General features: G+C 69.5%; 10 protein-coding genes and 4 tRNA genes. 7 read left to right on the top strand and 7 right to left on the bottom strand.

What is annotated here, in order from left to right; translation table 11 throughout:
* The first annotated feature begins 14 nt into the window (after nucleotides 1-14).
* The 3 genes from ADK55_RS18885 (at nucleotide 15) to ADK55_RS18875 (ending at nucleotide 295) form a co-directional block, all read left to right on the top strand.
* Nucleotides 15-87: transfer RNA gene (locus ADK55_RS18885), tRNA-Glu, on the top strand.
* 38 nt (nucleotides 88-125) lie between these two features.
* Nucleotides 126-199, top strand: a tRNA-Asp gene (locus ADK55_RS18880).
* 22 nt (nucleotides 200-221) lie between these two features.
* A tRNA-Phe gene (locus ADK55_RS18875) sits at nucleotides 222-295 on the top strand.
* Between the two features lie 40 nt (nucleotides 296-335).
* On the opposite strand, the gene ADK55_RS18870 is transcribed toward ADK55_RS18875, so the two are convergent.
* The 3 genes from ADK55_RS18870 to ADK55_RS18860 form a co-directional block, all read right to left on the bottom strand.
* Nucleotides 336-1,205 (bottom strand): cytochrome c biogenesis CcdA family protein, encoded by an 870-nt coding sequence (locus ADK55_RS18870; RefSeq protein WP_053680267.1) that lies wholly within the window; start codon nucleotides 1,203-1,205, stop codon nucleotides 336-338.
* On the bottom strand, nucleotides 1,202-1,945 hold the full coding sequence (locus tag ADK55_RS18865) for a DsbA family protein (RefSeq protein WP_053680265.1): 744 nt from the start codon (nucleotides 1,943-1,945) through the stop codon (nucleotides 1,202-1,204). The genes ADK55_RS18870 and ADK55_RS18865 overlap by 4 nt, the downstream gene beginning before the upstream one ends.
* A gap of 63 nt (nucleotides 1,946-2,008) precedes the next feature.
* Nucleotides 2,009-2,437, bottom strand: coding sequence for a hypothetical protein (locus tag ADK55_RS18860; protein ID WP_053680263.1), 429 nt, complete (start codon nucleotides 2,435-2,437; stop codon nucleotides 2,009-2,011).
* A gap of 118 nt (nucleotides 2,438-2,555) precedes the next feature.
* On the opposite strand from ADK55_RS18860, the gene hrpA reads away from it, so the two are divergent.
* Nucleotides 2,556-6,479, top strand: a complete 3,924-nt coding sequence (gene hrpA / locus ADK55_RS18855; protein ID WP_053680261.1) for an ATP-dependent RNA helicase HrpA — start codon at nucleotides 2,556-2,558, stop codon at nucleotides 6,477-6,479.
* 69 nt (nucleotides 6,480-6,548) lie between these two features.
* A tRNA-Asp gene (locus ADK55_RS18850) sits at nucleotides 6,549-6,622 on the top strand.
* 710 nt (nucleotides 6,623-7,332) lie between these two features.
* On the opposite strand, the gene bldC is transcribed toward ADK55_RS18850, so the two are convergent.
* Nucleotides 7,333-7,539 carry a developmental transcriptional regulator BldC gene (bldC, locus tag ADK55_RS18845; RefSeq protein WP_003949541.1) on the bottom strand — a complete coding sequence of 69 codons (207 nt, stop codon included), beginning with the start codon at nucleotides 7,537-7,539 and terminating at the stop codon, nucleotides 7,333-7,335.
* Between the two features lie 546 nt (nucleotides 7,540-8,085).
* Nucleotides 8,086-8,940 carry a hypothetical protein gene (locus ADK55_RS18840; protein ID WP_053680259.1) on the bottom strand — a complete coding sequence of 285 codons (855 nt, stop codon included), beginning with the start codon at nucleotides 8,938-8,940 and terminating at the stop codon, nucleotides 8,086-8,088.
* 205 nt (nucleotides 8,941-9,145) lie between these two features.
* Between ADK55_RS18840 and ADK55_RS18835 the strand changes: the two genes are divergently transcribed.
* Both ADK55_RS18835 and ADK55_RS18830 read left to right on the top strand, forming a co-directional pair.
* The gene (locus ADK55_RS18835; protein WP_053680257.1) at nucleotides 9,146-10,240 is read left to right on the top strand and encodes a Leu/Phe/Val dehydrogenase; all 1,095 of its coding nucleotides are present in this window, start codon (nucleotides 9,146-9,148) and stop codon (nucleotides 10,238-10,240) included.
* A gap of 289 nt (nucleotides 10,241-10,529) precedes the next feature.
* Nucleotides 10,530-10,796, top strand: a complete 267-nt coding sequence (locus tag ADK55_RS18830) for a DUF3073 domain-containing protein (RefSeq protein WP_053680255.1) — start codon at nucleotides 10,530-10,532, stop codon at nucleotides 10,794-10,796.
* A gap of 86 nt (nucleotides 10,797-10,882) precedes the next feature.
* Here the strand turns inward: ADK55_RS18830 and purM are convergent, their stop codons facing one another.
* Together purM and purF are read right to left on the bottom strand one after the other, a co-directional pair.
* Entirely contained in the window at nucleotides 10,883-11,953 is a 1,071-nt protein-coding gene (purM, locus tag ADK55_RS18825; protein ID WP_053680253.1) for a phosphoribosylformylglycinamidine cyclo-ligase, read from the bottom strand.
* A 136-nt stretch (nucleotides 11,954-12,089) separates the two neighbouring features.
* Nucleotides 12,090-13,607: an amidophosphoribosyltransferase gene (purF, locus tag ADK55_RS18820; protein ID WP_053680251.1), complete on the bottom strand. Its 1,518-nt coding sequence runs from the start codon at nucleotides 13,605-13,607 to the stop codon at nucleotides 12,090-12,092.
* Nucleotides 13,608-13,724: the final 117 nt, after the last annotated feature.

Below are 13,724 nucleotides of genomic sequence, written 5' to 3'. Positions count from 1 at the left end.
CCGGCGGGCCTTTAGCCCTCATCGTCTAGTGGCCCAGGACGCCGCCCTTTCAAGGCGGTAGCACGGGTTCGAATCCCGTTGGGGGTACGCAAAACCGTGTGCGAGACTTGTCTCGCACATTGCAAGGACCTGTGGAGCAGTTGGTTAGCTCGCCACCCTGTCAAGGTGGAGGTCGCGGGTTCAAGTCCCGTCAGGTTCGCTGAAGCTCGTAAGAGTTTCGTGGCTGGGTAGCTCAGTTGGTACGAGCGATCGCCTGAAAAGCGATAGGTCGCCGGTTCGACCCCGGCCCCAGCCACAAGAAAGAAGGCCCCGTCCTCGGACGGGGCCTTCTTGCGTCACTCCTCCATCGCCTCCGCCGCGTCCTTCACGTGCGTCTCGTCCTTCGCGCTTCGGACCGTTCGGCGCCACTGCGTCAGGGCGACCGCCCCCGCGGCGGCGGCGACCAGGCCGAGCAGCGCCCAGTCCGGTACCGCGTCGGCGATCGAGCGGACCCGCTGCTCCACCGCGAACGAGTCGTCCACGTCCAGCAGTCCGGGCAGCGCGCTCGCCCCGTCGTAGATCAGGAACAGCGCGCCCAGGGTGATGAAGAACAGCCCCGACAGCACCGAGGTGGTGTGCAGCCCGAGCGGGCCCACCCGGATGGTCCGGCCGCGCAGCCAGCGCTTGCGGCCCAGCTCGAAGCGGTCCCACAGCAGGGCCAGCAGGAACAGCGGCGCGGCCATCCCGAGGGCGTAGACGGCCAGCAGCAGGCCGCCGTAGACCGGGCTGCCGCTGACGGCGGCCACGGTCAACACGCTGCCGAGGATCGGGCCGGCGCAGAAGCCGGCCAGGCCGTAGACGGCGCCGAGCGCGTACACCGACAGCGCGGTGGTCGGCCGGATCCGTCCGGAGAGCTCCGCGATCCGCCGGGAGGCGAAGCCCAGGCCGAGGATCTGCGCGATCCCGAGCGCGATGATCAGCCAGCCGCCGACGAGGACGAGGGTCTCGCGGTTTCCGTGGAAGAACCGGCCCGCGTACGAGCCGGCCGCGCCCAGCGGTACGAGGGTGCTCGCCAGGCCCGCGTAGAAGATCCCGGTGCGGGCCAGCAGCCGTGACGTGGAGTCGATCGAGTACGCGAAGAAGGCGGGCAGCAGCAGGGCGCTGCACGGGCTGAGCAGCGCGAGGAGGCCGCCCAGCAGGGCGGCCAGGTATCCGATGTCGGTCACTTCCGGGCCGCCGCCTCGGCGCGGGCGATGGCGGCCTCGAAGGCGTCGAGGGGCTGCGCGCCGGCCACGGGCTGCCCGTTGACCAGGAACGACGGGGTGGAGGTGACGCCGATGCGGTAGCCCTCCTGCTGGTCGGCGCGCACCGCCGCGGCGGCCTCCTCACCGGCCATGTCCCGCTTGAAGCGCTCCAGGTCGGGCACTCCGGCCTCGCGGGCCAGCTCGGTGAGTCGGGCCTCGCCGAAGCCCTTCTCCTTGGCTCCCTCCGCGTAGGCGGCCGAGTGGAACCGCTCGAAGCGGTCCTGTCGGCCCGCCGCCCAGGCGGCCTTGGCGGCGGCCTCGGATTCCGCGCCGAAGATGGGGAAGTTGCGCCACTCGATGCGCAGGGTGCCGGCCTCCACGTACTTCTTCACCAGTTCGGGTTCGGTGTCCCGGGCGAACTTGCCGCAGTAGCCGCACTTGAAGTCGGAGTACTCGATCAGTACGACGGGCGCGTCGGCGCGGCCGACGGCGAGCTTGTCGCCGGCGTCGCGGCGGGCGAGCTTCAGCAGTTCGGGGTTGGCCTGCGGCGCGGGGCGGGCGGAGGCCGCGTCGCCGCCCGAGTCACCGCGCTCCTCGGGGGCGGTGGCCTGCCAGGAGACCAGGCCGAGGGTGACGGCGGCGATGGCGACCCCGGCCGCGATCAGCAGGGGCCGGCGCGGGGAGGGCTTGCGGGAGGAGGAAGAGGAGGGGGAAGGGGACATGCGGGTGCTCCGAAGCTGCGGGGTGCGGGTGAAAGGACGGACCGGCGGGAACGACCGGTCCTCCTAGACCCGCATCACGGACAGCTCCACGGGGCCCGGCGTCGTTCGGTCGGGCCCGCGGACGAGGACCCGTACGGGTGTCGTCCGCCAGGCCGCCGGCTGCTCCGCCGCGACCCGGGCGGCGGGGGCGGCGTGCTGTGGGTCACCGCAGCGGGGCGGCACGGCCGGGATCCCGCCGTGGTCCCCACCGCCGGGAGCGCAGGACGGGCCCTGCCCGGAGCCCACCGAGGCGGCGTGCTGCGGTGTCGTGGCGGGGCGCGAAGAGGCGCCCGGTACGAGAGGGGTCGGTACGAGAGCGGTCGCCCGCGCGAAGGTCGTCGTCGGGCCGGCGGCCTTCGGGGGGCCGCCCCCGGCCGCCGTCGACGGGATCCCGGCGAGCAGCACCGCGAGGAGGGCGCCCAGCAGACACCACACTCCCCGGGCGCGGAACATGGCGGGCCTCTCACTCGTACGGCAGGCGGGTTCAGGTGATCTCGTCCCGAAATGGTACGGGGAGGGGGCACAAATGCGTTCGCCACCCGGCACTCCCGGGTGAGATCCTCGACCAGGTATGTCTACTTCCTTCGCCGCCCTGCAGACGCTTCTCGGTGAGATCTCCCTCCGCGACGCGCACCGCCTCGGCCGCCGCCTCGAGGGCGCCCGCCGTATCCGCAAGCCCGAGGCCAAGCAGGCCGTGCTCGACGAGATCGCCGCGGAGGCCGAGAAGGCCGCCGCGCGTCTGGCCGGCCGTGCCTCGCGCAAGCCGGAGATCACGTATCCCGAGAACCTTCCCGTCAGCCAGAAGAAGGACGAGATCGCCGAGGCGATACGCGACCACCAGGTCGTGATCGTCGCCGGCGAGACCGGTTCCGGCAAGACCACGCAGATCCCCAAGATCTGCATGGAGCTGGGCCGCGGCGTCCGGGGCATGATCGGGCACACCCAGCCCCGCCGGATCGCCGCCCGCACGGTCGCGGAGCGGATCGCGGAGGAGCTGAGGTCCGAGATCGGACAGACGGTCGGTTGGAAGGTCCGCTTCACCGACCAGGTGGACCAGGACGCGACCTTCGTCAAGCTGATGACGGACGGCATCCTGCTCGCGGAGGTCCAGACGGACCGCGAGCTGCGCGCCTACGACACGATCATCATCGACGAGGCCCACGAGCGGTCGCTGAACATCGACTTCCTGCTCGGGTACCTGGCCACGCTGCTGCCCAAGCGCCCCGACCTCAAGGTCGTCATCACCTCGGCGACCATCGACCCGGAGCGGTTCTCCCGGCACTTCGGGGACGCGCCGATCGTCGAGGTCAGCGGACGCACGTACCCGGTGGAGGTCCGCTACCGCCCGCTCCTGGAGGAGGAGGGCGACGACTCCGACCGGGACCAGATCACGGCGATCTGCGAGGCCGTGGACGAGCTGCAGTCCGAGGGGCCGGGAGACGTCCTGGTCTTCCTCTCCGGCGAACGGGAGATCCGCGACACGGCGGACGCCCTGAACAAGCGCAACCTGCGGTTCACGGAAGTGCTGCCGCTCTACGCCCGCCTCTCGCACGCCGAGCAGCACCGGGTCTTCCAGCAGCACACGGGCCGCCGGATCGTCCTCGCGACGAACGTCGCCGAGACCTCGCTGACCGTCCCGGGCATCAAGTACGTGATCGACCCGGGCAACGCCCGGATCTCCCGCTACAGCCATCGCACCAAGGTGCAGCGGCTGCCCATCGAGCGGATCTCGCAGGCCAGTGCCAACCAGCGCAAGGGCCGCTGCGGTCGTACGAGCGACGGCATCTGCATCCGGCTGTACTCCGAGGACGACTTCCTCTCCCGCCCCGAGTTCACGGACGCGGAGATCCTGCGCACCAACCTGGCCTCGGTCATCCTCCAGATGACCGCCGCCGGTCTCGGCGAGATCGAGAAGTTCCCCTTCATCGACCCGCCGGACCACCGCAACATCCGCGACGGCGTCCAGCTCCTCCAGGAACTCGGCGCCCTCGACCCGGCCGAGAAGGACCACAGCAAGCGGCTCACGCCGATGGGCCGACAGCTGTCCCAGCTCCCGGTGGACCCGCGGCTGGCGCGCATGGTGGTGGAGGCGGACAAGAACAACTGCGTCCGCGAGGTCATGGTCATCGCGGCGGCGCTGTCCATCCAGGACCCGCGCGAGCGGCCCTCGGACAAGCAGACGCAGGCGGACCAGAACCACGCCCGCTTCAAGGACGAGACCAGCGACTTCCTCTCGTTCCTGAACATGTGGCGCTACGTGCGCGAGCAGCAGAAGGAGCGCGGCTCGTCCTCGTTCCGCCGGATGTGCAAGCAGGAGTACCTGAACTTCCTGCGGATCCGCGAGTGGCAGGACATCTACTCGCAGCTGCGCACGGTGGCGAAGTCGATGGGGATCCACGTCAACGAGGCGGACGCCCCCGAGCAGCACGTGCACATCTCGCTGCTGGCGGGTCTGCTGTCGCACATCGGTCTGAAGGACACCGACAAGAACGAGTACCTCGGCGCGCGGTCGGCCAAGTTCGCGATCTTCCCCGGGTCCTCGCTGTTCAAGAAGCAGCCCAAGTTCCTGATGTCGGCGGAACTGGTGGAGACCTCGCGGCTGTGGGCGCGGGTGAACGCCAAGGTGGAGCCCGAGTGGGTGGAGCCGCTGGCGCAGCACCTGATCAAGCGCACCTACAGCGAGCCGCACTGGGAGAAGGACCAGGCGGCCGTGATGGCGTACGAGAAGGTCACGCTGTACGGCGTGCCGATCGTCGCCCAGCGGAAGATCAACTACGGCCGGATCGACGCCGAGGTCTCCCGCGAGCTGTTCATCCGCAACGCCCTGGTCGAGGGCGACTGGCGCACGCACCACAAGTTCTACGCCGACAACCGCAAGCTCCTCACCGAGGTGGAGGAGCTGGAGAACCGGGCGCGGCGCCGCGACATCGTGGTGGACGACGAGACCCTCTTCGACTTCTACGACCAGCGGATCCCCGAGCACGTGGTCTCCGGGGCGCACTTCGACTCCTGGTGGAAGCACAAGAAGCGGGACGAGCCCGAACTGCTCGACTTCGAGCGCGAGATGCTCCTGACGGAGAAGGCTGCCGGGGTCACCAAGGCCGACTATCCGGACTCCTGGCTCCAGGGGCCGCTGAAGTTCCGGGTGACCTACCAGTTCGAGCCGGGCGCGGACGCGGACGGCGTGACCGTCCACGTCCCGCTCCAGGTCCTGAACCAGGTCACCGAGGAGGGCTTCGACTGGCAGATCCCGGGCCTGCGGGAGGAGGTCGTCACGGAGCTGATCCGTTCCCTCCCGAAGCCGATCCGCCGGCACTACGTGCCCGCGCCGAACTTCGCGACGCGCTTCCTGGCCACGGCGCACCCGATGCAGGAGCCCCTGCACGTGACGCTGGCCCGGGAGCTGCACCGGATGGTCGGAGTGCCGGTGTCCGCCGACGACTTCGACCTGAGCCGGATCCCGGACCATCTGAAGATCACCTTCCGGATCGTCGACGAGCGCCGCAAGAACCTCGCGGAGGACAAGGACCTGGAGGCACTGCGGCTGAGGCTCAAGCCGAAGGCCCGCCAGGCCCTCTCCAAGGCCGCCGCGGCGACCGCCGAGCGGGCGGGCGGGGAGTCGGTCGAGCGTTCCGGGCTGAGCGACTGGACCATCGGGACGCTGAGCAAGGTCTTCGAGACCCGGCGGGCGGGTCAGCCGGTCAAGGCGTACCCGGCGCTGGTGGACGCGGGCGCGAGCGTCTCCGTACGGCTCTTCGACACGGAGGCCGAACAGCGGCAGGCGATGTGGCTCGGCACCCGGCGGCTGATCCTGCTCAACATCCCGGTGAACCCGGCGAAGTTCGCCTCGGACAAGCTCACCAACCAGCAGAAGCTGGCCCTCTCGCGCAATCCGCACGGTTCCATCCAGGCGCTGTTCGACGACTGCGCGACGGCGGCCACCGACCGGCTGATCGCCGCCCACGGCGGCCCGGCCTGGGACGAGGCGGGCTTCCGCAAGCTCTTCGACGCGGTGCGGGCCGACCTGGTGGACACGACCGTGCGGACGGTGGACCAGGTGCAGCAGGTGCTGGCCGCCTGGCAGGCCTGCGAACGGCGGCTGAAGGCCACCAACAGCCTGGCCCTGATGGCGAACGTCCAGGACGCGAAGACACAGCTGGCGGCGCTGATGCCGGCCGGCTTCGTGACGCTGACCGGACTCAAGCGGCTGCCGGACCTCATGCGCTACCTGGTGGCCGTCGACCGACGGCTCCAGCAGATGCCGACGGGCGTCCAGCGCGACACCACGCGCATGGAGAAGGTCCACGAGATGCGGGACGAGTACCTGTGGCTGCTGGAGCAGCTGCCGAAGGGGCGGCCCGTGCCCGAGGCGGTCACCGAGATCCGGTGGATGATCGAGGAACTGCGCGTCAGCTACTTCGCGCACGCGCTCGGGACGGCGTATCCGATCTCCGACAAGCGCATCGTGAAGGCGGTGGATGCGGCCGCCCCCTGATCGGGTTCGACTGCACCCCCTGAGCTGTTGTACAGTCTGATTCGTAACCGCCCAGCGGCTACAAATCAAGGACCTGTGGAGCAGTTGGTTAGCTCGCCACCCTGTCAAGGTGGAGGTCGCGGGTTCAAGTCCCGTCAGGTTCGCAGAGACGTCAGGGCCCGTATCCCTCAGGGGATACGGGCCCTGACGCGTTGACGGGTCCGCTCACCGCCGGTCCACTTGCCGGTGCGCGGGCCGTGCGGGCGCCGAGTCGGGGGCGGTTCGCCCGTCGATCGCCTGAGGGGCGCGGGGCGGGTCGGAGGCCCGTGGATCGCCTCCCGCGACCGCAAGGCGCGCAGAGGGGCCCTGGAGGCCTTTCCGGGGCCATCGATCGCCCCATCCGGCCCATCGGCCCCCATGGGTCACGTTCCCGTCTCATCGCGTCCGCGCCCCTTGCCGCGTCCGGCCGCATTCTCGCGCCCGAGTCGGCGGCCGACGGCCACGCCGGACGAAATCCCTCGTCCGCATGACGCGCCCTGTCGCTCACGTCCCCTTACGGGCTGCATTGCCGGGTGTACAAGAGTGATCAGCTGTGACGGGTGTCACCACATGAGTTTTTGAGACTCGCACATTTATCGCAGTCATACGCCGGCTCGATTTTATATGTGCAATGGCACCTACCCCCGCAGGGCTGCCGAGGGCTCCTCGTTTCCGCCGCCCTCCGGGCATAAAAAAGATCGCGCTGGACCCGGCGGAGTCCAGCGCGATCGAACAGCGGAACCTGTTGGGGCAGGCTCTGCCGTTTGAAGCTTTTGGGTTTCATCGGATTGGGGGACCCGATTCAGACCCGTCAAAAAGGTCCTGCTTGCGAGCCTCAGGCCTCGCTGCGCTGCTGCGGAATTCCCGCGAGCAGTGCGCGAACCTCAGCCTCGCGGTAACGGCGGTGTCCACCCAGAGTGCGGATGGACGTGAGCTTGCCAGCCTTGGCCCAGCGGGTGACCGTCTTCGGGTCCACGCGGAACATCGTGGCAACCTCAGCCGGGGTCAGCAGCGGCTCGGCATCAGGGGTGCGAGCGGTCATGAGCGGCCTCCTCGGGAGAACTGAACCATCTCGGTTCTTTCCTCTAAATTCTGCACCTTGGCCCACGTTGCCCGAAATGGACATACGCAGGCCGAGTCGGTTATAGGACGAACGGCTTGTCCTCGGCACTACAACTACACCATCCGTCCAGCCTCGACGGCCAAACCGATGGAATTGCCCTCCGAGGTGTTCATCAGCGGCGGAAGCCGATGGACCGTCCCATAACGGACAGTCACCCCACTGTGACGATCAGTCACAGAGCGATCAGGAGTCGTCAGACCCCCCATAGAGTGCAATACCAAGCATTCCGCCCTTACTTGGACGGAAGGAACCCTCCCCGGACTCCTTGTCCTATTTTGGCACGAGGGTAGGGGAAGGGCGCAAGGGTGTAGATAGTGCGGTCCGTCACGCTTGGGCCAATGGCCCGTATCGGGACGTAGGTCCCGGCACTAAGACCCCAATACCGTGATCAAGGCTCTGATCTGCGACTTATGGCCGATCGGACGATACGGGCGACACGGCGGGCGCGCCAGGGGTCTCCGGTACCTAATTGGCGAACAGTCTCTCCCGGACCGCCCGCCAACGCTCCGCCAGCTCCCCGTACGTCCGGGCCGCGCCCTCCCGGTCCCCGGCCCGCAGCTCCGCGATCCCCCGCGCCAGATCCCGCGCGGAGCGGTCGCCGGCCAGCCCGGCCTCCGGCAGGGTGTGCGTCAGTCCGCCGTAGTCCAGTTCGACCATGGAGCGCGGGTGGAACTCCTCCAGCCAGCTGCCGACCTCCACCAGACCCTCCGTGAGCATGCCGTACCCCTCCGCCTCGCGCAGGGTCCGCAGCCCCCGGGCGAGCCGGCGCCGGGCCTGCACCATCGGGGTGCGGTAGCGCAGCCGCTCGCCCGGGAGGTACTCCCGCTCCTCGTCGGCCACCAGCACGAACCACCGCAGCGGGACCTGCCAGACCCCGGTCCGGATCCACGGGCGGCCGTCCGGGTTCCGCTCGCGCCACGCCTCGTACTCCTCGGTCGCCCGACGGCGGGCGGCCGGGGGCAGTGCCGCGTCCAGCACCGGGCGCGGGAACCACTCCACGAGTTCCTCCAGCGCCAGCCAGCCGCGCAGCCTGGTCCGCCACGGGCAGACCAGCAGCGTCCCGTCCCACTCGGCGGTGAAGGCGTCGGCGCTCTCGTGCCGGGGGACCGCCACCAGGGGCACCCGCACCAAGTCCGCGAGCGACCTGCGCAGTTCGTCCTGGGCGGTCGGGGTGTCGCCGCGCCGGGCGTAGTCGGCCCAGTGCGTGCGCTCCGGTTCGGGGAAGGCCGCCAGCGGCTCGTAGACGCGCAGGTAGGAGGCGTAGGGAACGGTCGGTACGGGGCGCGCGGAGGGCGGCCGGGGGTCGGGGGATTCGCTCACGCTCTCGTACTCCCCCGCGCCGGCCGGCGGTACTCCGGCGGGCGCCCGCGAGGTCGTCGGGACCCCGCCCGGGACCCGGGAGTGTTTCGATCCCCGGACAGGACGCCTGCGCGGGCCCCTCAGGTCTTACGCTGCTCCCAGCGCGCCCTCCCCCACCCGCAGGGGGGCGTCTTCCCGCCGCATCTCTTCCATGGGAGTCACCACCGTGACCGAAATGACCGACGGCGTCCTGCACACCCTGTTCCGCACGGAACAGGGCGGCCACGAGCAAGTCGTGCTGTGCCAGGACCGAGCCACCGGCCTCAAGGCTGTCATCGCCATCCACTCCACCGCCCTGGGCCCGGCCCTCGGTGGTACCCGCTTCCACGCGTACGCCTCGGACGGGGAGGCCGTCCTCGACGCGCTGAACCTCGCGCGCGGCATGTCGTACAAGAACGCCCTCGCCGGCCTCGACCACGGCGGCGGCAAGGCCGTGATCATCGGCGACCCGGACATCCTCAAGAACGAGGAACTGCTGCTGGCCTACGGCCGGTTCGTGGAGTCCCTCGGGGGTCGCTACGTGACGGCCTGCGACGTCGGCACCTACGTCGCGGACATGGACGTGGTGGCCCGCGAGACCCGCTGGGCGACGGGCCGTTCCCCCGAGAACGGCGGCGCCGGCGACTCCTCGGTCCTCACCTCGTACGGCGTCTTCCAGGGCATGCGCGCGAGCGCCCAGCACCTGTGGGGCGACCCGACCCTGCGCGGCCGCAAGGTCGGTGTCGCGGGTGTCGGCAAGGTCGGCCGGCACCTGGTGGAGCACCTGTTGGAGGACGGCGCGGAGGTCGTCATCACCGACGTCCGGCGCGAGTCGGTGCAGGAGATCCTCGACCGGCACCCGGGTCGGGTGACCGCCGCCTTCGACACGGACTCGCTGATCCGCACCGAGGGCCTGGACATCTACGCCCCGTGCGCGCTGGGCGGTGCGCTCAACGACGCCTCGGTGCCGGTGCTGACCGCCAAGGTCGTCTGCGGCGCGGCGAACAACCAGCTCGCCCACCCGGGTGTGGAGAAGGACCTCGCGGACCGCGGGATCCTCTACGCCCCCGACTACGTGGTCAACGCGGGCGGGGTCATCCAGGTCGCCGACGAGCTCCGCGGCTTCGACTTCGACCGGTGCAAGGCCAAGGCGGCGAAGATCTTCGACACCACGCTGGCCATATTCACACGTGCGAAGGAAGACGGTATTCCGCCGGCTGCCGCAGCCGACCGGATCGCCGAGCAGCGGATGGCCGACGCGCGCGGCGTCGTCGCGGTCTGACACCTTCCGGGGGCCCGTGGGACCCGCCGGAGGCGCAGAGGAGACGGAACTCACTGCCCTTCGGCGGGTCGCCCGCCAGGAAAGGGTTAAAATCGCAGCTGACCAGCGAGTACGGGGTGTCTCGTTGGTACTGCATCGGCGCGCGTGATGCGGGCGGCGTACCGTATGGCCGCTGAAGCAGGTACCGTTGAACCCCTACGGACGGTCTCTCCACGGAGAGCCCGCTCCGAACCATGAACGCGTGTCAGACTCTGGGGCCGTCGAGCCCCGTCACCGAGGGGGTCGAGCCATGGGGCGCGGCCGGGCCAAGGCCAAGCAGACAAAGGTCGCCCGCCAGCTGAAGTACAACAGCGGCGGGACTGACCTCTCGCGTCTGGCCAATGAGCTGGGCGCATCGCCGACAGAGCCGCTGCCCGTCAGCGCGCCGGTCGAGGTCGATGACGATCTGGATGACGAAGACGACCCGTACGCCAAGTACGCGGCTCTCTACAACGGCGATGACGACGAGGACGAGGACGATGAGTCCGGTCCTTCGGCTCAGCGCCGCGGCGCTTGACGCTCTGAACGTCGACGTCTGCAAAAGATCTCAAAAGTACTGAAACCCGGTCCAGGGCATCGCCCCGGACCGGGTTTCAGTGCTGCTCAGCTCGCGTAGGAACCGGTCAGGGTCGCGCCTTCGGTGTGGTCGCCCCGGTCCAGGATCTCTCCGGCGACCCAGGCGTCCACGCCGCGGTCGGCCAGTGCGGTCAGGGCCACGTCCACCGACTCCTGCGGGACCACGGCCATCATGCCGACGCCCATGTTGAGCGTCTTCTCCAGCTCCAGGCGCTCCACCTGTCCGGCCTTGCCGACCAGGTCGAAGATCGCGCCGGGGGCCCAGGTCGCCCGGTCGACCGTGGCGTGCAGGTGGTCCGGGATCACCCGCGCCAGGTTCGCGGCGAGGCCGCCGCCCGTGATGTGCGAGTACGCGTGGACCTCGGCCGTGCGGGTGAGGGCGAGGCAGTCCAGCGAGTAGATCTTGGTCGGCTCCAGCAGCTCCTCGCCGAGGGTCCGGCCGAGCTCCTCGACGTGACCTTCCAGGGGCATCCCGGCGCGGTCGAGGAGGACGTGCCGGACCAGCGAGTACCCGTTCGAGTGAAGACCGGAGGAGGCCATCGCGATGACGGCGTCCCCCGTACGGATGCGATCCGCGCCCAGCAGCCGGTCGTACTCGACGACTCCGGTGCCGGCGCCCGCCACGTCGAAGTCGTCGGGGCCCAGGAGGCCCGGGTGCTCGGCGGTCTCGCCGCCCACGAGGGCGCAGCCGGCGAGGACGCAACCCTCCGCGATGCCCTTCACGATGGCCGCGACACGCTCGGGGTGGACCTTGCCGACGCAGATGTAGTCCGTCATGAAGAGCGGCTCGGCGCCACAGACGACGATGTCGTCCATGACCATCGCGACCAGGTCGTGGCCGATGGTGTCGTACACGCCGAGGCGGCGGGCGATGTCCACCTTGGTGCCGACGCCGTCGGTGGCGGAGGCGAGCAGGGGGCGCTCGTAGCGCTTGAGGGCGGAGGCGTCGAAGAGGCCGGCGAAACCGCCGAGGCCGCCGAGGACCTCGGGGCGCTGCGTCTTCTTCACCCACTCCTTCATGAGTTCGACGGCGCGGTCGCCCGCTTCGATGTCGACACCTGCTGCTGCGTAGCTGGCACCGGTGGTCTTCTCTGTCATGACAGGAGAGAGCTTTCGTGTCGTTACTGCGGGTGGTGCACAGCCCTGGGAGAAGCTTGAAAGACAGGGCCGGGCGCAGGTCGAGCTGGGGCCGAGCCGGTCCGACCCGACCTGGTGGGGTCGGGTCGGACGAGGGCTACGGGCGCCGGAGCGCGTCGGCGGCGTCGGTACCGCCGGCGAGTTCGGTCTCCAGGAGCTGCTTGCCGAGGAGCTGCGGGTCGGGCAGTTCCATCGGGTACTCGCCGTCGAAGCAGGCACGGCAGAGGTTCGGCTTCTGGATGGTGGTCGCCTCGATCATCGCGTCGAGCGAGATGTACGAGAGCGAGTCGGCACCCATCGACGTGGCGATCTCGTCGACCGTCATGCCGTTCGCGATGAGCTCGGCCCGGGTGGCGAAGTCGATGCCGAAGAAGCAAGGCCACTTCACCGGCGGCGAGGAGATCCGGATGTGGACCTCCGCCGCGCCGGCCTCGCGGAGCATCTTGACCAGGGCGCGCTGGGTGTTGCCGCGGACGATCGAGTCGTCCACGACCACCAGGCGCTTGCCCCGGATGACTTCCTTGAGCGGGTTGAGCTTGAGGCGGATGCCGAGCTGGCGGATCGTCTGCGAGGGCTGGATGAAGGTCCGGCCCACATAGGCGTTCTTGACCAGTCCGACGCCGTACGGAATCCCGCTGGCCTCGGCGTAGCCGACGGCGGCGGGCGTGCCGGACTCCGGCGTCGCTATCACCAGGTCGGCGTCGACCGGGGCTTCCTTGGCGAGGCGCCGACCCATCTCGACACGCGAGAGGTAGACGTTCCGGCCGGCGATGTCGGTGTCCGGGCGCGCCAGGTAGACGTACTCGAACACACAGCCCTTGGGCTTCGCTTCTGCGAATCGGGAGCTGCGCAGGCCGTTCTCGTCGATCGCGATGAGCTCGCCCGGCTCGACCTCGCGGACGAAGCTGGCGCCGCAGATGTCGAGGGCGGCGGTCTCACTGGCGACCACCCAGCCGCGCTCCAGGCGGCCGAGGACCAGCGGGCGGATGCCCTGCGGGTCACGGGCGGTGTAGAGGGTTCCCTCGTCCATGAACACGAGCGAGAACGCGCCCTTGACCTGAGGGAGGACCTTGGTGGCCGACTCCTCGATGGTCAGGGGCTTGCCCTCGTCGTCGACCTGGCCGGCCAACAGGGCGGTGACCAGGTCGGTGTCATTGGTGGCCGCCACCTGGGTGGCGCGGCCGTCCTGACGGGGGAGGTCGGCGACCATCTCGGCGAGCTCGGCGGTGTTCACCAGGTTGCCGTTGTGACCCAGGGCAATGGAGCCGTGGGCGGTCGCGCGGAAAGTGGGCTGCGCGTTCTCCCAGACGGAGGCTCCGGTGGTCGAGTAGCGGGCGTGACCGACCGCGATATGACCTTGGAGCGAGCCGAGAGAGGTTTCGTCGAAGACTTGGGAAACGAGGCCCATGTCCTTGAAGACGAGGATCTGGGAACCGTTGCTCACAGCGATTCCCGCGGACTCTTGTCCGCGGTGCTGCAGCGCATACAGTCCGAAGTAGGTGAGCTTGGCGACCTCTTCACCCGGAGCCCAGACACCGAAGACGCCGCAAGCGTCCTGGGGGCCCTTTTCGCCGGGGAGCAGGTCGTGGTTGAGTCGTCCATCACCACGAGGCACGCTCCCGAGTGTAGGCGAGATCGACCACTGGTCCGAATTGGGGACGGCCCGTAAAAGTCACAGTGCGGACAGTCGGGTAACCCGTGCGGAGGGTGACTGTCTCGATATCCGGAATGC

It is taken from the genome of Streptomyces sp. WM4235, assembly GCF_001279725.1.
In the GTDB taxonomy this organism is placed as follows: domain Bacteria; phylum Actinomycetota; class Actinomycetes; order Streptomycetales; family Streptomycetaceae; genus Streptomyces.
This window is presented reverse-complemented; position numbering and strand designations above follow the sequence as displayed.

Excerpts from the sequence above, each read along its gene's own strand:
- ADK55_RS18865 (WP_053680265.1), bottom strand. The coding sequence starts at position 1,945 with ATGTCCCCTTCCCCCTCCTCTTCCTCCTCCCGCAAGCCCTCCCCGCGC.
- ADK55_RS18860 (WP_053680263.1), bottom strand. The coding sequence starts at position 2,437 with ATGTTCCGCGCCCGGGGAGTGTGGTGTCTGCTGGGCGCCCTCCTCGCG.
- hrpA (WP_053680261.1), top strand. The coding sequence starts at position 2,556 with ATGTCTACTTCCTTCGCCGCCCTGCAGACGCTTCTCGGTGAGATCTCC.
- bldC (WP_003949541.1), bottom strand. The coding sequence starts at position 7,539 with ATGACCGCTCGCACCCCTGATGCCGAGCCGCTGCTGACCCCGGCTGAG.
- ADK55_RS18830 (WP_053680255.1), top strand. The coding sequence starts at position 10,530 with ATGGGGCGCGGCCGGGCCAAGGCCAAGCAGACAAAGGTCGCCCGCCAG.
- purM (WP_053680253.1), bottom strand. The coding sequence starts at position 11,953 with ATGACAGAGAAGACCACCGGTGCCAGCTACGCAGCAGCAGGTGTCGAC.